The organism is Sorangium sp. So ce296 (assembly GCF_051529605.1).
GTDB lineage: Bacteria > Myxococcota_A > Polyangia > Polyangiales > Polyangiaceae > Sorangium > Sorangium cellulosum_D.
In genome coordinates this window covers 10,808,633-10,829,287 of the sequence record NZ_CP150325.1, presented here as the reverse complement: position 1 = coordinate 10,829,287, position 20,655 = coordinate 10,808,633, and the positions used below count along the sequence as shown (strand labels likewise).

The 20,655-nt window shown below is 73.2% G+C and carries 11 protein-coding genes; 8 read left to right on the top strand and 3 right to left on the bottom strand.

Annotated features, from left to right (window positions below; translation table 11 throughout):
* Window positions 1-10: 10 nt before the first annotated feature.
* Window positions 11-1,036, bottom strand: coding sequence for a phosphatase PAP2 family protein (locus WME98_RS40155; protein ID WP_437946958.1), 1,026 nt, complete (start codon window positions 1,034-1,036; stop codon window positions 11-13).
* A gap of 1,372 nt (window positions 1,037-2,408) precedes the next feature.
* On the opposite strand from WME98_RS40155, the gene WME98_RS40150 reads away from it, so the two are divergent.
* Window positions 2,409-2,798, top strand: a complete 390-nt coding sequence (locus WME98_RS40150; protein ID WP_437946957.1) for a KGG domain-containing protein — start codon at window positions 2,409-2,411, stop codon at window positions 2,796-2,798.
* 150 nt (window positions 2,799-2,948) lie between these two features.
* Here WME98_RS40150 and WME98_RS40145 read toward each other — a convergent pair whose 3' ends face one another.
* Window positions 2,949-4,910: a PE-PGRS family protein gene (locus WME98_RS40145; protein ID WP_437946956.1), complete on the bottom strand. Its 1,962-nt coding sequence runs from the start codon at window positions 4,908-4,910 to the stop codon at window positions 2,949-2,951.
* A 497-nt stretch (window positions 4,911-5,407) separates the two neighbouring features.
* Between WME98_RS40145 and WME98_RS40140 the strand changes: the two genes are divergently transcribed.
* The 7 genes from WME98_RS40140 to WME98_RS40110 all read left to right on the top strand — a co-directional run bounded on the left by WME98_RS40140 (window position 5,408) and on the right by WME98_RS40110 (window position 16,108).
* Window positions 5,408-6,703, top strand: a complete 1,296-nt coding sequence (locus WME98_RS40140) for an endonuclease/exonuclease/phosphatase family protein (RefSeq protein ID WP_437946955.1) — start codon at window positions 5,408-5,410, stop codon at window positions 6,701-6,703.
* 147 nt (window positions 6,704-6,850) lie between these two features.
* Complete coding sequence (locus WME98_RS40135; RefSeq protein ID WP_437946954.1) at window positions 6,851-8,503, top strand: FAD-dependent oxidoreductase; 1,653 nt, start codon at window positions 6,851-6,853, stop codon at window positions 8,501-8,503.
* A 122-nt stretch (window positions 8,504-8,625) separates the two neighbouring features.
* Window positions 8,626-9,663 carry a hypothetical protein gene (locus WME98_RS40130; protein WP_437946953.1) on the top strand — a complete coding sequence of 346 codons (1,038 nt, stop codon included), beginning with the start codon at window positions 8,626-8,628 and terminating at the stop codon, window positions 9,661-9,663.
* A 17-nt stretch (window positions 9,664-9,680) separates the two neighbouring features.
* Entirely contained in the window at window positions 9,681-11,132 is a 1,452-nt protein-coding gene (locus tag WME98_RS40125) for a hypothetical protein (protein WP_437946952.1), read from the top strand.
* Between the two features lie 31 nt (window positions 11,133-11,163).
* A complete protein-coding gene (locus WME98_RS40120; protein WP_437946951.1) occupies window positions 11,164-12,975 on the top strand; it encodes a thrombospondin type 3 repeat-containing protein in 1,812 nt (603 codons plus the stop codon).
* Window positions 12,976-13,444: 469 nt separating this feature from the next.
* Window positions 13,445-14,518 carry a hypothetical protein gene (locus WME98_RS40115; protein ID WP_437946950.1) on the top strand — a complete coding sequence of 358 codons (1,074 nt, stop codon included), beginning with the start codon at window positions 13,445-13,447 and terminating at the stop codon, window positions 14,516-14,518.
* 243 nt (window positions 14,519-14,761) lie between these two features.
* Window positions 14,762-16,108 (top strand): hypothetical protein, encoded by a 1,347-nt coding sequence (locus WME98_RS40110; protein WP_437946949.1) that lies wholly within the window; start codon window positions 14,762-14,764, stop codon window positions 16,106-16,108.
* 41 nt (window positions 16,109-16,149) lie between these two features.
* On the opposite strand, the gene WME98_RS40105 is transcribed toward WME98_RS40110, so the two are convergent.
* Window positions 16,150-20,481, bottom strand: coding sequence for a hypothetical protein (locus WME98_RS40105; RefSeq protein ID WP_437946948.1), 4,332 nt, complete (start codon window positions 20,479-20,481; stop codon window positions 16,150-16,152).
* Window positions 20,482-20,655: the final 174 nt, after the last annotated feature.

The window sequence follows — 20,655 nt, the reverse complement described above, 5'->3', positions numbered from 1 at the left end:
GGCGCCGCCGCTACCGGAAGGTCCACGGCTGCGGCTGGTCCATGCGGGCGCGGAGGCCCTCCTCCCAGCGGACGAGCCGCGGCGTGAGCCACGCCGCCCCCGTGGCCAGCGCGACGCCGGCGACCACGTCGACCGCGTAGTGCCAGCGGAGGAGCATGGTGGAGATGATGATGTTGAAAGAGAAGAACGCGGCCACCACGGCCAGCCAGAAGAGGCGCCGGTCCGTGCGCGCGCGGTGGAACGTGTACAGGGCGAACCAGAGCGGCGCGGCCGTGTGCAGCGAGGGAAAGACGTCCTTCATGGCGCCGCCGGCCTGCACGATGCTGCTCACGCACCCCCAGAAGAAGCCGCCGTCGAGCGGCCCCTGATAGAGGTGGCTCAGCGCCTGGATCGGGCCGTACGCCGGGACCGCCATGTAGCCGAGCTGGCCAACGCAGTAGACGATCGACGTGCCGACCGCGTACTCGGTCGTGCCGCGGCCGGGGCGGGCCACCCAGACCGCCAGCACCATCGAGGTGAAGCAGATGAAGAAGTAGCTGAAGTAGAAGAAGGAGAACCACTCCACGATGGGGCGCGTGTTGAAGCGCTCCATCCAGAGCGCCGGCTCGAACCGGAAGAGGAGGAGGTCGAGCTGGAGGAGCTCCGCGTCGAGGCTGTCGCTCCGGACCGTCGGCAGGATGGTCCGGAGCGAGAGGTAGTTGAGGAGGAAGGTGCCGACGAGCGAGAGCCGGTAAACCACGCTCCGCAGCAGGCTGGGCACGAACGTCGCGCGGCGCACGAACACGCAGAGGGACACGAGCGCGGCGATGGCGGCCAGATTGCGGTGCACGCACTGCGCTTGCACCTCGGAGGGCGGCGCGCCGAGCAGGCAGACCGTCGTCACGACGAGGTAGCCGATGAGGATCGCGTCCTGGAGGGCGAACACGGCGACCAGGCCGCGCAGCGCGTCCTTCAGGAGCGTGCCGGGGCGCTCGATGTCGACCAGGCCGCGGGAGCCGGCGACTTTATCACAGTCCGTTGTCAGCCTCTCTTGCATACGGGAATGTTCCAGGGATGGCGTGATGCGCGCGTGGGTCGCCTACGTCCGTTGCGTCCGTTGCGTCAGGTCGCTGTGTATCACGTGTGGCGTCGCCGTGACATCCGTGACGAGCGCGCGCGCGCGCATCTTGGAGAGCAACTCGGAGGCCACGCGGACGTCGAGTTTTTGACGGGCTGCTTCGCGTTGCGCGACAGCCGCGGGCGCCGCGCCGCGCGCCGGAGCGACGCGCCCCGGGCGCGGCCCGACGCCGCGCCGCGCGTGCGAACGCGCAGCGCGCCGCTTCGCGCGTGCGAACGCGGCGACGCAGCGGCGCAGCTCCTACGCGTCCCACCGTGCGCTTTCGCTTTCTGATCCTCACTGCCGAGCTCCGGAGCGCGCAGAATCTGCGCGACTGCAGCTCCGCAGGATCTGCGCGCTCGCCGTACCCACCGCGCCTGTCGGGCGCCGGTGATGCGGTGATCACGATCGCGAGAAGCGCAATGTCGACCCGCCGAGGGCGCGCCCGGGCGAGCGTCGCTTCGCGGCGTGCGCGTCGCTCGCGCTGCGCCTCCCCGAGCGGCGTGCACCTCGGCCTGACGATGGGCCTTGAGCGGCGTGCCCGTCGCGGTCAGGACGCGCGGCCGCTCTCGATCGTCAAGGCCCACCCGCGCTGGCCCCGGCGATCCCGATGGCGGCGCGGCGCCGTGACGGCGTCGCGGTGCGGTGTCGCGCGGTATCGCGCGGTGGAGCGTCACGGTGGGTAAGGCACGGTGAGGCGACGTGGATGACTTTCCCGCCTTCCCACCTTCTCGTCTTCTTCGGCGATCTCTCCGGATGAACGGCGGCGCACCGCCGGCCGCGCGGCGCCGACGGGGAGCGCGGCCAGCCGCCTCGTCCGCGCGACGGCGAGCGCTGAAGGCCAGACGCAACGCGCTGAGCTCGTGAGCTCGCGCGCGTCCGCTCGCCGCGGATCTCGGCGGCGCGCGGACGAGGCGCGATGGCCCGCGCGCCCACGGCCGGTGGGGCAGTCTGCCGCGACGCGGATCTCCTGCTGAAAACCTGGATCGGCCAGGCTGAGCAGCGCGCCTCGCGAGCTGAGCGGCGCAGAAGCCCGCGATCCGCGTCGCGACGCGTTTGCGCCGACGCGCACCGTTGTCGTTCGCCCTGGGCGAGACGCCCCCGGGACGACCGCGGGCTCGCGCGGCGATCCCCGGGAGCTCTCGCTGGATCCGCGCTGGAGAGGCCCAATTTCCATGGGTTCTACTCCATGGCATCCACGTTGCAGTTACCCCTCCAGCCGACATCGTTCAGCGAAGATCGGGCGGGGTGCCGCAGCTGCGTTGTCCCGCGCCGGCGCCGAGCGATGCGCCAGACACCAAGGAGACCTATCATGGCACAGCAACAAGGGCAGAGCAGCAGTCGTGGGTTCGCGGCGATGGACCAGAAGCAGCAGCGTGCCATCGCGAGCATGGGTGGCAAGGCCGCGCACGAGAAGGGCACAGCCCACGAGTTCAGCTCCGAGGAGGCCCGCGCCGCGGGCCGCAAGGGCGGCGCGGCCGTGAGCCGGAACCGCGAGCACATGGCCGCGATCGGCCGCAAGGGCGGCGCGGCCGTGAGCCAGAACCGCGGGCACATGGCCCAGATCGGCCGTAAGGGCGGCGAGGCGCGCGGCGACGGCTCGAGCAACGCGAGCGCCGCGCAGGCCGAGGGCGAGCGCGAGCAGGGCGGCAGCCACGAGCAGCACGTCCAGGCCGGCCAGCAGAGCCACGAGGCCCACTGATCGGCGCCGCCGCTGCCGGCGGCCCCGGCGCGCGGGTACGCGCGGCAGCTGGGGCCGGCGCGCAGGTACGCGCGGTAGCTGGGCTCGCCACCTGCTCGCGCGCACCGCCCCGCGGAGCTCGATGAAGCTCCGCGCGGCCGTTCGAGGGCGTCAGGGCGAGAGGGTGACGAGGAAGACGTCGCCGTTGTTGCGATCGCGCGCGGGCGCGCTGTGCTCGAGGGCGGGGAGCCCGCCGCCGAGCTCGAGCCGCTCGCCGCAGAAGAGGCCCGCCACCACCGTGTTTCCGCCGGCGGTGACCGCCTGCGCGGTGGCGTACGAGAAGAACTGATCCCGGTAGACATCGGACCAGAGCTCCTCGGAGAAATCCGGGCTGAGCTTCGCGACGAACGCGTCGCCCGTCGAGGGCGCGCCGACCGAGAGGGGCTCTCCGCCGAGCGAGAGCGACCTCGTGAAGTAGCCGCTCAGCACGTGGTTGCCCCAGGGATCCTGCGAGAAGCCCCACACGAACTCGTCGCCGTCGGACAGGAACGCGCGCGCGGCGAGCGGCTCCCCCGCATCGGCGTCGAGCCGGGCGACGTAGAGGTCGTATCCCGCCGCCTCGGTGTGCTCGACGTCGATGGAGCCGACCCGGAACGGCGCCCGGTGGTTGCCGAGGACCACGGGGTGGCCGTCGACGCCGACGCTGACGTACTTCGCGTACTGCTCGCCGGCGGCGCCCAGCGAGCTCGCCCAGACCAGGCTGCCCGACGCCAGATCGAACCGGGCGACGAGCCCGTCGATGCTGTAGATCGGCTCGCCGCCGCCGCCGGCGCCGCCGGCGCCCGACGTCACGCCGCTGACGGCGCTCTCCAGGAGCCGGTGGTCGATCGCGAGCCTGCCGCCGAACGCGCCGGCCACGTAGAGGGCCGAGCCGCTGGTCGCGAGGCTGGCGAGGCGCTGCCAGCTCTCGAGGGACCCGAACCGCTTGCTCCAGAGGTGGCCGCCGGCGACGTCGAGCTTCGCGACGACGGCGGCGTCGCTGCCGGTGCCCGTGAGCTCGGCCCCGGGATCCTCGCTGAAGTTGATGGCGCCGTCGGCGACGCCGAGGACCACGATCTCGTCCTCCGCGGTGACGGCCAAGGCCGAGGCGTACTGGTCGACCGCGTCGCCGAAGCGCTTGCTGAAGAGGTGGTTGCCGTCGGGGTCGAGCTTGGCGACGAAGATGTCCCGCTCGCCGGCGCTCACGAGCGCCGTGCCCGGGTCCGCGCCGAAGTTGAGGGTCCCCTCGAACTCGCCGGCGATGACGATGTTGCCGTTCGAATCCGTGGCCACCGCGATCGCGTATTGATCCGACGCGTCGCCGAAGCGCTTGCTCCAGAGGTGGCCCCCGGCCGGGTCGAGCTTCACCACGAAGATGTCGTGTTGGCCCGCGCTCACGAGGCGGTCGGCGTCGCCGCCGAAGTTGATCGCGGTCTGGAAGCCGCCGACCAGGACGACGTTCTCGCCCTGATCCGCCGCGATCGCCTCGACGCGCTCGCCCCTCTCCTCGCCGGCGCTGGCGCCCCAGAGCGCGTCTCCGAGGAACTCGGGAGGCTCGCCGCCGCCGCCTTCGCCGCCTTCGCCGCCGCTGCCGCCGGCGCCGCCGAAGCCACCGACGCCGCCCGGCCCGGCGCCGCCGGTGCCGCCCGCGCCGCCGAAGCCGCCGACGCCGCCCGGCCCGGTGCCGCCGGTGCCGCCAGCGCCGCCTTGCCCGCCGGCGCCGCCCGCGCCGCCCGAGCCGCCGGCGCCGCCCGCGCCGCCCGAGCCGCCGGCGCCGCCCGCGCCGCCTTGCCCGCCGGCGCCGCCCGCGCCGCCCGAGCCGCCGGCGCCGCCCTCTCCGCCGAAGCCGCCTTGCCCACCGTCGCCGCCCGCGCCACCGGAGCCGCCTTGCCCGCCGGATCCACCGTCGCCACCGCTGGCCCCCGCGCCCCCGTCCCCGCCGGCGCCCCCGTCCCCGCCGACGCCGCCCTCCCCGCCGACACCGCCCTCACCGCCGCCGCTCGATGAAGCGGTGATGCCATCGTCAGGCTCCGAGTCGCAGCCGCCGCAGCCCACGGGGAGCCCCATGCTCGTCAGCAGAGCAATCTGGGCCACTCTCGTCACGAAGCGCTCTCTCATCATTCCTCCATGTCTCGACGAAGAACCCTCGCCGCGAGGCGTTCGGTGGAGCCAAGGATGGTCCGGTACCCCATCGCTGTGGGGTGTCGAACGTCCTATCCGCTGTGTCGTGAAGCTGGAGTACGCGTGCCCGCCGTTCGAATCAACAGCTGTCTCGGCGAAATCCGGGGCGACAACCTGCTACCTCCGGTTCCGCCTCCACGGCACGTCCCGATTCCACAGCGCGCCGCGGTTCGCCTCAGCGCCCGTCCCGCGCTTCGCTCCCCCAGCTCGAGCGCGCGCACCGCGCGTCGCTCCCCCACAACGATGCGCGCCGGCGCTCGACGCGCGGCCGCCCTGCCCGGTGCAGCTTTGTCCCATTGTGGCGGAATGCCTCACCGCGCCCACGCGCGAAGGCGGGACGTCCTCGGCCGCGCGCGCCGTGCGGGGCGGCGGGCGGCCGCGGTACGCGATCTGCATCGTGCAGCAGCCTGATGCAGACGGCTTGGCTTCGGAGCGCGGCGATCCTCGGTGCGCTCGCGCTCTCCGCGTGCAGCGGCGACAAGAGCCGCGCGCGGGAGAGCGCCGGCGCGCCCGAGGGCGGCGTCGCGCCGCCGGCCGCCGCGCCGCAGCCGGGCGCGCCGGAGGACGCGGCGCGCGGCAGCGCCGGGCCGAAGCAGGCGTCGCCGTTTCGCGTGGCCACCTACAACGGCGGGCTCGCGATGGGCGTGCTCAAATACGTCGACGAGCGGGCGGAGCCGCTCATCCGCGCGCTCGCCGAGCAGCCCGCGGACCTGCTCTGCGTGCAGGAGTTCTGGCTCGAGGAGCACTGGCAGCGGCTCGTCTCCGCCACGTCCAGCGCCTTGCCGCATACCTTCCGGCTGCCCCCCGGCCACGAGGACGGCGGCTGCACGCAGCAGGAGACCGAGCCGCTCGTCGCGTGCGCCGCGAAGAGCTGCGCCGGCCTGACCCAGCACGCCTTGCTCCCGTGCCTCCTCCAGAGCTGCTCGGCGAGGCTCACCAGCCTGTCGCCCGACTGCTTCAACTGCCTCTCCGCGAACCCGCGGCAGGGGCCTGACGAGCTTGCTCGAGCGTGCCTTCGCACACGCACGAACAGCGCCGCCGGCGCGCGTCCCCCCGCGCGCGCCGGCGGCGCGACGGCCGTGGAGGCCTACGCCGGGGCCTCCGGCACCGCCATCCTGACGAACGCCGAGATCCTCGAGCGCGACGCGCTGGTGCTCCCGTCCGCGATCGATCGGCGCGCCGTGCTCTATGCCCGCATCTCGCCCCCTTCCGTCGGCGAGCTCCACGTCTTCTGCACCCACCTCACGGCGAGCCTGGAGGGCGTCCCGCACCCCCGCAACACGTCGTGGCAAAAGGACCAATCCGCGCAGATCGACGCGCTCCTCGACTACATCGATCGGAAGACGGGCGGCCGCGGCGCGACCGCGCTGCTCGGCGATCTCAACACCGGCCCGGCAAAAGCGCCCTCGATCTCGGCGCGCCTGCCCGCCCATTACGACCGGCTGCTCGCGCGCGGCTTCGTGAACCCCTACGCGTCCCAGGAGGACGCGAAGTGCACGTATTGCTTCGACAACCCCCTCGACGGGGGGAAGGGCACCCGCGGGCTGCTGATCGATCACGTGCTGCTGCGCGGCTTCGAGGGCGACGCGCGCGGGGCCCAGATCATGCGGTCGAACCTCACGATCGAGGCGGGCAAGAAGAAGGTGAAGAGCGGCTTCTCCGACCATTACGGGCTGCTCGTCACCCTGTCGAGGCGCGACACATGACACGCCCGGGCGCCCCTCTTCACCGCGCCTCTCGGGGGGCAGAGCGACACCGCGCCTCGCGCGAGGCGGGCGAGACGATCGATTGACGATGGATGACCGAGACCGAGCGCCGGGATGCAGCCCTCGGCGTCCACACGCGGAGCGTTTATGACGGAGCGAGCCTACGATAAGAACACCGTCTGGACCCACGCCGTCCTCCCTCCCATGGCCCCCCTCGCGACCGATCACACGGCGGACGTGTGCGTGGTGGGCGCCGGGATCGCCGGGCTGACGACGGCCTATCTCCTCGCCAAGGCGGGCAAGCGCGTCATCGTCCTCGACAACGGCGCGGTCGGCGGGGGCGAGTCGGGCTTCACGACCGCGCACATCACCCACGCGCTCGACCGGCGCTGGGCCTCGCTCGCGAAGCTCCACAACGTGAGCCACCTGCGGCTCGCCGCGCGCAGCCACACGATGGCCATCGACACGATCGAGCGCATCGTCAAGGAAGAGGAGATCGACTGCGACTTCCGGCGCGTCCACGGCTATCTCTTCGCGGCCCCGGGGTCGCTCCCGATGACGCTCCGCGACGAGATCCAGGCCGCGCACCGCGCCGGGCTGGGCTCGGTCCATTACGTCGACCGGGCGCCGCTCGTCGATTTCGACACGGGGCCCGCGGTCTGTTTCCCCGATCAGGCGCAGTTTCATATCCGCAGGTACCTCGCGGGGCTATCGCGGGCGATCGAGCGCGACGGCGGCAAGCTCTACACGCTGGCGCACGTGGTCGACGTGGACGAGGGCGCGGCGCCGCACAAGGTCGTCGTCAAGACCGCGCGGGGCCTCCAGGTGGTCGCGAGCGAGGCCGTGCTCGCCACGAACTCGCCGTTCATCCCGCGCATCAGCGTGCACATGAAGCAGGCCGGATACCGGACCTACGTCATCGGCCTGCGCGTGCCCCGGGACGCCGTCGCGCCGGGCCTCTACTGGGACACGGCCGATCCGTTCCATTACGTCCGCGTGGCGAACGTCGACGGCGCGGACGGCCCGGACCAGGTGCTCATCGTGGGCGGAGAGGACCACAAGACGGGCCAGGCCAGCGACGCAGACCAGCGGTACGCGCGGCTCGAGGCGTGGGCGAGGGAGCGCTTCGCGCAGGCCGGCGAGGTGCTGCACCGCTGGTCCGGCGAGGTGATGGAGACGGTCGACGGGCTCGCCTACATCGGCCGCGTCAAGCGGGACTCGAGGATCCTGATCTCCACGGGCGACTGCGGCAACGGCATGACGCACGGGACCATCGCCGGGCTGGTGATCTCGGATCTCGTGCAGGGCCGGGAGAACCGGATGGCGTCGCTCTTCGATCCCACGCGCGTCAACCTGAGCGCGGCCGCCGTCTCGGAGTACGTGAAGGAGAACGTCAATGTCGCCTGCCAGTACGCCTCGTGGCTCGGCAAGGGCGATGTCGGCGACGTGGCGCAGATCGCGCCGGGCAGCGGCGCCGTCGTGCGCAGGGGCCTCAAGAAGCTCGCCGTCTACCGCGATCCGCAGGGGCAGATCCACAAGATGTCGGCCATGTGCACCCACCTCGGCGGCATCGTGTCGTGGAACCCGGCGGAGCGCAGCTGGGACTGCCGCTGTCACGGCGCCCGGTTCGACGCCATGGGCCGCGTCCTGCGCGGCCCGGCGACGGCCGATCTCGCGCCGGTCGCGCCGAGCGAGGCGCCCGCCGGCGCCGGAGAATCGGTGACGCCGAAGGGTACGCCCGAGGTCGTCGCCGTCCCGGTGTCGGCCGTGAGCCTGCCCCAGAGTCGCCCGGCCACCTGATCGGCGAGCGCCATGCGCGCTTGCGCGCGACGCGCCGCGTGAGGGCGCAGTTGACCCCCGCGCGAGCCGCGTGCGATCATGACCGGGTGGTCCGGGAGGGTTCCCGGCGGCTTGGTGATGAGATGAATTTCCTGCGCCCTCGTGCCCCGCGCGCCGCGGGCATCGCCTTGGCTGTCCTCTCGGTCGCCGTGGCGCTCCCGGCGCGGGCCGAGCCCTCGGCGGCCGATCGACAGACCGCGCGGACGCTCCTCATCGAGGGGCGCAAGAAGCGCGACGCGGGGGACGTGGCGGCCGCCCGCGCGGATTTCCAGGCCGCCCACGCGCTCGTCCGCGCCCCCACGACGGGGCTCGATCTGGCGCGCGCGGACGAGGCGCTGGGCCACCTGCTCGAGGCCCGGGAGACGGCGTACGAGGTCGTCCACCTGCCCCTCGGGAAGGACGAGCCCGCGGCGTTCACGCAGGCGCGGGCGGCGGCCGCGGCGCTGGTCGAGCAGCTCGACGCGCGCATCCCGTCGCTCGTGCTGCGCGTCGAGGGCGCGTCGCTGGACCAGATCGAGGCGCGGGTGGACGGCCAGCCGATCCCCCGCGCGGCGCTCCCGTACCCCCGCAAGCTCAACCCCGGTCGCCACGAGGTGGTGGTGGCGGCGCCCGGCTTCCAGACCGAGCGGCGCGAGGTCGCGCTGAAGGAGGCGGAGCGCGCGCCGGTGGAGGTCCGCATCGCCCTCGTCCCGGGGCGCGGTCCCGCGGCCGAGGCCAGCGCCCCAGGCCAGCCGCCGCCCGAGAGCGCGCCCGCGGAGCCTCGCGCGCCCGTGCCGCTGTGGGCGTGGGCGGCGGGCGGCGTCGGGCTCGCGGCGCTCGCGGGGAGCGTGGCGTTCGCGGTCGACCACGCGGCCGCGCGCGATCGGGTCGAGCGGGACTGCCCCGGGTCCGTGTGCGATCGGCGCGCGTACGACCTCGAGAGCATGGAGGCGCTCCGGGCGCGGTGGAACCGGAGCCTCGGGCTGTCGGTGACGCTCGGCGCGGTCGGCGTCGCCGGCGTCGGCGCGGCGCTCGGCGGCATCCTCCTGCGGCCCAGGACGGGCGACGAGCGGGCGGCGGCGTCGCTCGTGCCGCTCGTGACCCCCACGGCGCGGGGCGTGGTGTGGCAGGGGGCGTTCTGATGATGGCGCGACCTTTCATGGCGGCTTCGGCAGCGGCGGCGCTCGGTTGCGTGGCGCTCTGCGGCGCGGCGCTCGGCTGCGCGCCGGAGCTCAGCCTCTCGGCCGCGACGACGGGCTCGGGCGGCGCCGGGGGCACGGGCGGCGCGGGGGGCGGCGGCGCGCCGCCGGCGGGCGGCGAGGTGCAGTGGGCGCGCGCGCTCGGGGGCGACGGGGAGCAGGCCGGGGCGAGCGTGGCGGTCGCGGACGACCGCAGCGCGGCGCTCCTCGGCCGGCTCACGGCGGCGGAGGGCGTGGCCCTCGACGACGAGCGCGTGACGCCGATCGGCGTGGAGAACGTCTTCTGGGCGCGGCTCTCGGCGAGCGACGGGGCGGGGCTCGGGCTGAAGCGCTTCGGGGCGTTCGACCCGCAGATCGTCAACGCGGTCGCGCCGGACGGGAACGAGGGCCTCCTCGTGGCGGGGGAGTTCTCGGGCAAGCTGGAGTTCGGCGGCGCGCCGCGGACGAGCGCCGGCGGGCGGGACGGCTACGTCGCGCGGCTCGACGCCGAGGGGCGGGAGCTGTGGCTGCAGCCGCTCGGGGGCATCGGCTTCCAGGCGGCGACGGGCGTGGCGGCGATCGCGGCGGGGCGCCTCGTCGTGGCCGGCCGCTTCTCGGGCGCGCTGAGCGTCGGCAAGGACCGGCTCCAGAGCGCCGGCGGCAGCGACGTGTTCGTGGCGAGCTTCGACGCCGACGGGACGCCGCTCTGGAGCGCGCGGTTCGGCGACGGCTTCGATCAGCAGGCCCGCGCCGTGGCGATGGACGAGCGCGGCAACGCGATCGTGGTCGGGGACTTCGCCGGGACGCTCGATCTGGGCGGCGATCCGCTGGAGAGCGCCGGGGATCTCGACGTGTTCGTGGCGAGCTTCGACGCGCTCGGCAAGCACCGCTGGAGCAAGCGCTTCGGCGACGCGGGGCTGCAGCGGGCCAGGGCGGTGGCGGTGGACGGCGCGGGCAACGTGATCGTGGGCGGGGAGCTCCGCGGGGCGATCGACCTCGGCGGGGGGCCGCGGGTGGCGCGGGTGGCGGGGGACCGGCCGGCGGTGTTCGTGGCGAAGCTCGATGCGAAGGGCGGGCACCTCTACAGCCGGGTCATCGGCGAGCAGGGCGCGACGCTGGGGCAGCTGCTCGTCGACGGGACGGGGGACGTGCTCGTGGCGGGGGGGTTCCGGGGCGAGGCGTCGCTCGCGGCGGGGCCCGTGAGGAGCGCGGGCGGCGACGACGTGTTCGTGGCCAAGCTCGATCCGGAGGGCGGCTTCCGGTGGAGCCACCGCTTCGGCGGGGCGGGCGCGGACCGGGCGACGGGGGTTGCCATCGACCGGGAGCGGCAGGTGTTCGTCACGGGGGCGTTCACCGGGACGGTGGAGTTCGGGGAGAAGCAGCTCGAGGGCGGCGAGGGCACGGACGTGTTCGTGACCAAGCTGTCGCCGTGAAGCGGCGGTCGCCGCGAAGGATGGAGGCGCGATGATGCGTGCGGGGAAAAAGGGCGTGCGGTCGCGCGGGCGGCGGTTGGCGATGGGGCTCGCGGCGGGGGTGCTCGGGGTGATGCTGCCGGTCGCGGGGTGGGCGCAGGCGCTGGATACCGACTCGGATGGCATTCCGGACGCGATTGACAACTGTGATTTTGTCGTAAACCCGGACCAGCTGAACACCGATGGTGACAGCACCGGCAATGCCTGCGACGAGGACGACGACAACGATAGTCGTCACGACCGCGAAGACAATTGTGACCTTGTCCCCAATCCGGACCAGCGGAACACCGATAGAGACGAAGCAGGCGACGCCTGCGACAATGACGACGACAACGACGGCCGTCTCGACGTTGACGACAACTGCCCTCTTACGCAAAACGAAAGTCAGGAGGACAGCGATGCCGACGATGTTGGGGACGCGTGTGACGACGACTTAGACGGCGACAGCGTCGACAACGACGCCGACAACTGTGTGTACGTTCCGAACCCGGATCAGGAGGACCTCGACGGCGACGCGCTCGGGGACGCCTGCGACGACGACTTCGACGGTGACGGCGTCCTCAACGATGCCGACAACTGCGAGAGCCTGCAAAACCCGGATCAGACGGACTCCGATGGGGACGGCATCGGAGATCTCTGCGACGACAACACCTCTGCGCCGGACGACGACGGCGACGGTGTAGCCAACGAGGTCGACAACTGTCCCAGCGTGGTCAACCCGCTCCAGGAGGACCGGGACGACGACAAGCTCGGCGACGTCTGCGACAACTGCCCCGTGACGCAGAATCCGAACCAGGAGGACAGCGACGGCGACGGCGTGGGCGACTTCTGCGAGCCCGACGTCGACGCCGACGGCGACGGGCTCGTCAACGCCGAGGACAACTGCCCTGCGGAGCGGAACCCGGACCAGACGAACACGGACGGCGATGCGCTCGGGGACGCCTGCGATCCGGACAGCGACGACGACGGCGTGCTCGACGGGGAGGACAACTGCCCCCTCGCGTCGAACATCTTCCAGGAAGATACGGACCGCGACGGCACCGGCGACGCCTGCGAGGACGACGACGACAACGACGGCATCGCGGACGAGCGCGACAACTGCCCCTTCGTGTCGAACCAGGACCAGGCCGACAGCGACGCCGACGGCCGCGGCGACGCCTGCGACCTCGGCGCCGACGCCGACGCCGACGGCGACGGCATCCCGAACGAGGCCGACAACTGCCCGGAGGTCCCGAACCCCGATCAGACGGACGCGGACGATGACGGCACGGGCAACGCCTGCGAGGACACCGACGGCGACGGCCTGACCGACGCGGCGGACAACTGCGACGAGGAGCCGAATCCCGAGCAGACCGACAGCGACGGCGACGGGCAGGGCGACGCCTGCGACGGGGACGACGACGGCGACGGCGTGCCCGACGAGGCGGACAACTGCGATGCGGTCCCGAACGCCGACCAGGCCGACAGCGACGGCGACGATCAGGGCGATGCCTGCGATGTCGACGACGAGGACGACGACGACGACGGCGTTCAGGACGGCGACGACAACTGCCCGCTGGCGGCCAACGCGGATCAAGCGGACGCCGATGCCGACGGGATCGGCGACGTCTGCGACGGAAACGGCGACGGCGCGGGCGGCGGCGGGACGGGCGGCGGCGGGCAGACCCCGGAGCCGGAGGTCTCGTCGGGCCTGGTCTGCGCGATGCAGCGAGGCGAGGGCGGCGGCGCGCTCGTCGGCCTGGCGGCGTTCCTCGCGGGCGCGCTCGGCCTGGGCTCCCGCCGGCGTCGCGGCCGCGCGGCGTGATCGCCGCCGCGCGGAGCTTCGGCGCAGCGGCCGTGGAGGGCTGCCGGCGCGCGGCAGCACGGTCAGCCGGACATGAGGGCGGCTGACGTCGAATTCCACAAAGACCCTGGCGTTCGATCCTGTCTCCGGTTGGATGAGAGACGGACCCACGGAGGCACAGAGGCACAGACGAGAGGACAGAGAAACTCTGTGTCCTCTGTGCCTCGGTGGCTCCAAGTCCTCCCCATCGTACAACCAGGAAGAGCGAACGACGCGAGCGCTCGCTCGGTGGCTACCTGGGAATTGCTGCAAGCACGGGGTGGGTCATGACCCCACGCCGGTTCCGGGCGGGCTCGGCCGCTTCCCCGATCTGAGCATTTTTCTGAGCCGTGGCTGCGCGGCGATGTAACTGCTCCGACTGAACGCGCCGGCACGCTCGCTCCGCAGCCGCGCTGCGGGTGGGTCGTCTGGAGCCACCTTTGGAGACACCATGCGCCTAGCTCTGCCGCTCTCTCTTTCGTTGCTGACCACCCTGTTCGGGCTCACGTTCGGCGCCGGCTGTAGCGATGGCGTCGTCGATGGCGCCGCCCCGTCCGGCGGCGCGGGCGCGGGCGACAGCGGCGGCGGCGCCGCGAGCGGCGGCGGCAGCGCCAGCGGCGGGGGCAGCGGCGGCGGCGGCGGGGCCGGGGCGGGCACCGGCGGCGCGGGCGGCGGCGTCATCCCGACCCCGACGACCACCGTCACGTGCCAGGGCAAGATGTACCAGTGCGGGGATCTCATCGACAACGACGGGGATGGGCTCCTCGACGCGCAGGACCCGGACTGCCTCGGCGCGTGCGACAACACCGAGGACAGCTACTACGGCGGGATCCCCGGGCAGGCAGGGCCGGCGTGCACCGTCGATTGCTACTTCGACCAGGACTCCGGGTCCGGCAACGACGATTGCCACTGGAACCATCAGTGCGATCCGAACGAGGTCGCGCCCGACTATCACCCCGAGTCGATCAACGGGTCGATGTGCGCGTACAACCCTGCGGCATCGACGCCGGGCGCCCAGGGCAGGAGCTGCAGCCAGCTCAAGATGGAGCAGTCCGATGCCTGCCACGATGTCTGCGGTCCGCTCACGCCGAACGGCTGCGACTGCTTCGGCTGCTGCGAGCTGCCCGCGGGCAGCGGCCTCTACGTCTGGCTCGGCTCCGACGCCGACGGCACCGGCCAAGGCTCGTGCTCGCGCGACGGCATCTCCGACCCGAGCCGCTGCGAGCCGTGCACGCCCGTGGACGCCTGCCTCAACGATTGCGGCCGCTGCGAGCTGTGCCTCGGCAAGGACACGCTGCCCGCCGACTGCTTCGAGGCCGGCACGGGCGCCGGCGGCGGAGGGACCGGCGGCGGCGCGGCCGGCAGCGGCGGCGACGGGGCCGGCGGCGGCGCCGCAGGGAGCGGCGGCGGCGACCCGGGCGGCCAGTGCGCGCCGGGAGTCCAGCCGTGCGGGCTCGCCGGCCAGGAGCCTTGTGCCGCCGATTACTACTGCATCACGGGCTGCTGCCAGCCCATCGTGAAGTAGCACCGATAAGCGCGAGCTCTCCCTGGATTCCAGGCCAGGGAGGGAGCCTTGAAGAGCGCTGAAGACACGGAGGTTTGTTACAACTCTCCTCTGTGCCCGCAGCGCCTCCGTGGTGTATTGCGTCCGTGCGAGCTGGAGACGAGCTTGGGGGGGACGCAGCGCTGACCGCCCGCGAGCTGAGACATTGTGTCTGCGGCGACGAAACATCGTTTGAAAGGAGACGAGTCGATGAGGATGCGCTCGATGGCTGTTGGGATGCTCTGCGCCTCGCTGGGGATGGGGTGTGGCGGCGACGACGAGGATCAGCCGAAGCGCTGCTCGGTGGCCGAGCAGACGGGGTGCACCGCGCCGCAGGTGTGCGAGGAGGTGGAGGGCGCCGAGCCCGCCTGCTTCGATCCGGTGACCCTGAAGGGCCGCGTCTACGACTCGCTCGACGACAAGGGCATCGCCGGCGCGCGCGTGCTCGCCCGGGACGCGAACGACGCCGTGATCTCCCGGGTCGCCGTCACCGGCGCCGACGGCAGCTACGAGCTCGCGGTGCCCGCGCGGCGCGACGCCGGCGGGGCGCCGGTCGAGACCGTCGTCACGCTGCGCGCCGACGCGCTCGCTTACGAGACCTTCCCGAAGGCGCCGCGGGTCGCGCTGCCCATCGACCTCTCGACCGCGTCGGGCAAGCCGCTCGGGATCGCGTCGGCGGCCACCGAGGTCGCGCTGTTGCCGCTGCCCGACAGCGACGGGCTCGGCTCCATCTCCGGGGTCGTCCGCGCCGACCAGCCCGGCGGGACGCTGCTCGTCGCGGGCGGCGCCACCGGCGCGGCCGATCTCGACGGCAGCTACACGATCTTCAACGTGCCCGCGGGCGAGGTCACGGTGAAAGGCTACGGCGCCGGCCTCGCGCTCGACACGGCGAGCGCGACCGTCGGCGCGGGCAAGGAGACGGCCGGCGTGGATCTGCACGAGACCGGAGCGGCCACGGCGGTCGTGAGCGGCAAGGTCGAGATCGTGAACGCGCCCGGCGGGAGCGCGACCTCGGTCATCCTGGTCGTGGCCGATACGTTCGACGAGATGACCGCCCGCGGCGAGACGCCGCGCGGGCTCCGGCAGGGCGACGTGACCGGCGAGTTCTCGATCGACGGGGTGCCCGACGGCGAGTACGTCATCCTCGCCGCCTTCGAGAACGACGCGCTCGTGCGGGATCCCGACACGTCGATCGGCGGGACCGAGATCGTGCGCATCAAGGTCTCCGGCGAGGATCTGCCGGTGCAGGAGTCGTTCAAGGTGACGGGCGCGCTCGCCGTCGCCTCGCCCGGCGCGAGCTCGCTCGAGGAGGTGAGCGGGACACCGACGTTCGTCTTCGAGGACGACTCCAGCGAAGATCTCTACGAGGTGACGCTGTTCGACGCGCTCGGGGCGAAGCTCTGGGAGAACCTCGAGGTGCCCAGGGTGTCGGGGAGCGAGAACGTCTCTGTCGAGTACGACGGTCCGGCGCTGATGCCTGGGATGATCTACCAGTTCAGGGCCACCTCGAAGAAGGGCGGTACGCCCATCTCGCAGACCGAGGACCTGAAGGGCGTCTTCCTCTATCGGTGATCGGACATCCGCGCTCGGGCCGGCGCGCGCCGACGCCGCCGTCAGCGGCGGCGGGCGCGGCGCGCGCTGCCGAGCGCGAGGAGGAGACCGTAGAGCGCGAGCGCGCGGGACGGGCCCGGCGCGCGCCCTGCCTCGCCGCCCACGGCGGCGACCGCGCAGTTGATGTTGATGTTGAAGCAGCAGCTGCATTCGTCTGAGGGCGCTCCTCCGCCGGCGTGATCCCCTCCCCCTGCCCCGCCTGCCGCCTCCCGGCCTCCGCCGACGCCGCCGCCCGCTCCGCTCGCCGCGGCGCCGCCCTCCCCGGCAGCCCCCTCGCCCCCGGCTGCGGCCGTGCCGCCACCCCCCTCTCCTGCGCTGCCAGCGCCGCCGACGGCGCCCCCGCCGCTCGCATCGCCCCCCTGCCCTGCGCCGCCGCCCTCGCCTGCGCCGCCGCCGCCGCTCGCTCCTGCGCCGCCTCCGCTCGTTCCTGCGCCGCCGCCGCTCGCATCGCCCCCCTGCCCTGCGCCGCCGCCGCCGCTCGCTCCTGCGCCGCCGCCGCCGCTCGTTCCTGCGCCACCGCCGCCCGCGTCGCCCCCCTGGCCTGCGCCACCGCCCTCGCCTGCGCCGCCGCCGCCCGCGTCACCCCCCTGCCCTGCGTCACCGCCCTCGCCTGCGCCGCCGCCCGCCGCGTCGCGCCCACCGCCGACATTGCCGCCGCCCGAGCCGCCACCGGCGCCCCCGCCGGAGGCGCCCGGATCCGAGGTCGGTAGATTGCGGCAGCCGAAGCGAGGGTGGCACTCGTCCGTGGTCGTTTCATCCCCATCGTCGCAGTCGAGGGGCATGTCGCTCACGCAAGCCCCCTGGAAGCACCGCTCGATGCCGTTGCAGACGTCGAAATCGTCGCAGAGGTCCCCGTCCGGCAGGGTCACGTCCGCCGGGCAGCGCCCTGCGCCGTCGCAGTACTCCCCGGGATCGCAGGGCGAGCTCGAAACGCGGCAGAGCAGCGTCGTGGGCTCGGCGGTGCACCGCGCCGAGCAGCAGTCCCCGTCGAGCCGGTTGCCGTCGTCGCACGACTCGCCCCGCCCGAGCACGCCGTCTCCGCAGATCGCGGGCCGCACCATGAAGACCGTCGGATCGGCCGCGCCGGCGAACAGGGGCTCGTCGGTCAGCACGCTCGACTCGTTGACCCCATCCGAGTCGGCGTCGAAGAAGAGCTTCCCCTGGTTCCTCACGACGAGCCCCTCGGTGCGAGGCCGGAGCGTCGCTTCTATCGTGATGAACATCCACTCCCCGGGCGCGATGACGCCGTCCCAGCCGATCGTGTTGGTGGCGGGATCGGACGTGATCGCGCCCTCCTCCGCGACCGCGCCCTCGAGCAGGAGCTCCGGCGGGAGCACATCCACGAACTCGAACCCCGCGTTGTCGGGCTGCGCGCGACCGCCCGTGTTGTTGATGAGCAGCGCATAGGAGACGTCGTCGCCGGCTTTGCGCTCGCTGACCACGGTCAGGTAGCCGATCAGGCGCGTCGGCACGGAGACGTTCGTCTTCGCCACGCCCTGGTTGTTCTCCGGCGCGGGGTCGTGCTCTCGCGCGGTGACCTTCGCCGTGCTGTCGATCTCGAGGGCGACCGCGGGCGGCGTGAGCGCGGGCGCGGTCAGGGTGACCGCGATCGACGAGGTCTCCAGCGCCGCGAGCGACGCGCGCCGGCACACGAGCCCCTCGGTGGCCAGCCTGCACGTCCAGTCGGCCCCGGAGGCGCCGACGAAGCTCGCCCCGGGCGGCAGCACGTACGTCACGACCACGTCGCTCGCGTCGCCCGGCCCCTGGTTGGAGACGCCGATCGTCGCGACGAACTGCGCGCCGGGCGACACGGGATCCGGCGCGTCGTTCAGCGTGAGCGCCAGATCCGCCCCGCAGGCCCCGGTCGCGACCGGCACCGCCGCGAGCACGACGTTGTCGATCGCGACGCCGCACGGCCCGGGGCGCCCGATATCCGTGCAGACGAGGGTATCGTCCTGCGTGTAGTCGAACCGGAGCTGGACGGTCCGCCCGACCAGCCCCGCGCCAGGGAAGCGGATCGACACGCGCTTGCTCCCGCCGGAGCTCCCCGACCAGACCGACTGATCGCCGAAGTATCCCGGGTCGTCCCTGGCGGGAAGGTGCTTGGGGAAATGGTGGCTCGCGCCCGTCAAGATCTGCTCGGCGAACGCCTCGGCCAGGACCGCGCGCGGCGCGGCGCCGGCCGTGAGATCCTCCACGCGCAAGGTCAGCCCGTCGAACGCCTCGACGAGCCGTTGCGGATCGTCCTCCAGCTCGTAGGTGAGATCGAAGTCGAGCGTGACGTGCGATTCCCCGGAGCGCTCCGGGATCGTCACGGCGGGAGACACCAGCGCGACGTGCGACGTCGCCGGCTCCTCATCGTGAAACGCGGCGTTGTCGCCGGGCGTCAGCGTCTGCGCGACGATCCACGGCGACGCGGAGGCCGCTCCGCCCTCGCGCACCGACTGCCAGCCCGAGGGGAGCGCGGGCGGGCTCGCGTCGTCGAAATCCTCCTCGAGGAGGACCTCCGGGTCGCCCGGCACGCCCGTTTCGAGCTGGATGGGCAGCTCGATCGTGCCCTGTGCGGAGCTCACCGTGAGCGTCAGATCGATCGGCGCGCCAGGGGTGAAGTCCCGCGCCGTGGTGAGGAGGAACGGCGCGTCGCTCGCGGCGACGCGGAGCGGCTCGATGTCGGGGTAGGTCGCGCTCGCCCGCGCGACCGTCACGGCGGGCGTCTCCGTCTCGAGCGTGGCCGTGATCCCGGAGACGGTGGTGCTGCCCGAGACCGGGTTCGCGACGTAGTTCTCGAGGTAGACGCCGACCTCGATGAGCTCCCCAGGATCGACGCGCTCGTTCGCGAGCGCGCCGCACGCCGTGTCCGCGATCCGGGTGCCCGCGGCGCGCAGCGGCGGGACGCGCGCGAACTCGTCGAGGGCGTCGAGGTGGACGTTCGGCGCGATCATGGAGGTCGACGTCGGCTGTCCCTCATCGAACCGCGGCTTTTCGGCCGTCATGCCGAAGACGCTGTAGAGCTCGCCGGCGAGCGCCACGCCGCCGATGCGATCGCCGAGGTTCGGGCGGGAGACGTCGTTGCCGTGGCCCGCGTGAAAGGGGTGGTCCGAGATCGGCGCAGGGGGGCTGAAGGAGGCGCCTTGATCGCTCGACGCGGTGTGCATGATCTCGGTCAGATCGCCCGTGCCGGCGACATCCTGGTCGTAGTAGACGACGTGCGCGGTGCCCGTCGTTCGGTCGACGGCGACGAAGGGGAAGAGCTGGGCCCGGTCGCGCCCAGGATCGCTGTTGAGGAGGACGGCGTCGCCGGCGGCGCACTCCTCCGTGAAGGAGCGCAGGGCGATGTCGCCCGTCCCCCGGTCGCCGCTCCGCGGATAGACCACGTAGACGCGGCCCGTGGCCTGGTCGACGTCGATCGACGGGGAGCTCCTCGCGTGGTCCACGCCGAGGACCTGGTCTTCCGGGGGGTAGCCGGCCGCGTCGAGGAGGACGAGCGGTTCCCAGGTGGCGCCGCCGTCGGTCGAGCGGCGGCATCCGATGTTGCGCAGCGAGGTCCCCGGCTCGATGGAGCGGAAGACGGCATAGACGATGGACTCTCGATCGATGGCCCCGGGGACGACGCGCGCGTTCGGCCCGTCGAGGTCGCCGCCGGCCGGCGCCTGCGCGAGCACGGCCGCGGGCGACCAGGTCTGGCCGAGATCGTCGGAGTGGCTGTAGAGGACCTTGGGCGACGCGCCGCCGCGCTGGACCCAGGTGACGGACAGGCGCCCGGTCGCCGCGTCGACGTCGATGGAGGCCTGCTCGGCGCTCTCCCCCGCGACGAACGCGGGAGCGACCTCCACCGGCGCGGACCACGAGGTCCCGGCCGCGCTGCCGGGGCTCGAGCCGTGGATGCAGAGGCCCTGGACGCCGTCGGCGGGGCGAACGTAGGTGGAGGCGCTGATGAACACGTCGCGGCTCGGATCGTGGACGACGCGGGGGTCGCCGAGCACCTGTCCGCCTGGGGCCGAGGGCAGCCCGCGCTCGCCGCTCGGGTCGAGCACCTCGTCGAAGGACCTCCCCCGATCGGTGGAGCGCGCGACGCCGGACAGGCGGATCGGGCTCGCGAGCGCGCCGCGCGGATCGGTGTAGGTCACGACGAGGATGCTCGCGTCCGCGTTCGCGGCGATCGCCGCCTGGCTCTGGGGGCCGAGCGCGTCGGGCGCATGCACGTCGCGGTCCTCGCCCGCGGCGATCGCGAGCCGAGCCGCGGCGGGCGCCGCCGGTTCGTCGCTGCCGCAACCCGCGCCGGCGGCGAGCAATCCCCCGCCGAGCCACAAAGCGATCCTGCGTCGCGCGCGCATAAGCACCTCCGAACGGAGATCGATGCCGCGAGCTCGCAGGACGTGCCGATTTCCCCCACATGGCACGGCCCGTCCAGCGGAGCGGCCCGATGCGCTGCGGTCGTTCTCGGGCAACGCCGACGCACGCCGCCCGTCGGCGGGGCCGATGCGCCCGGCGCGAAGGCCTGCCTCGAC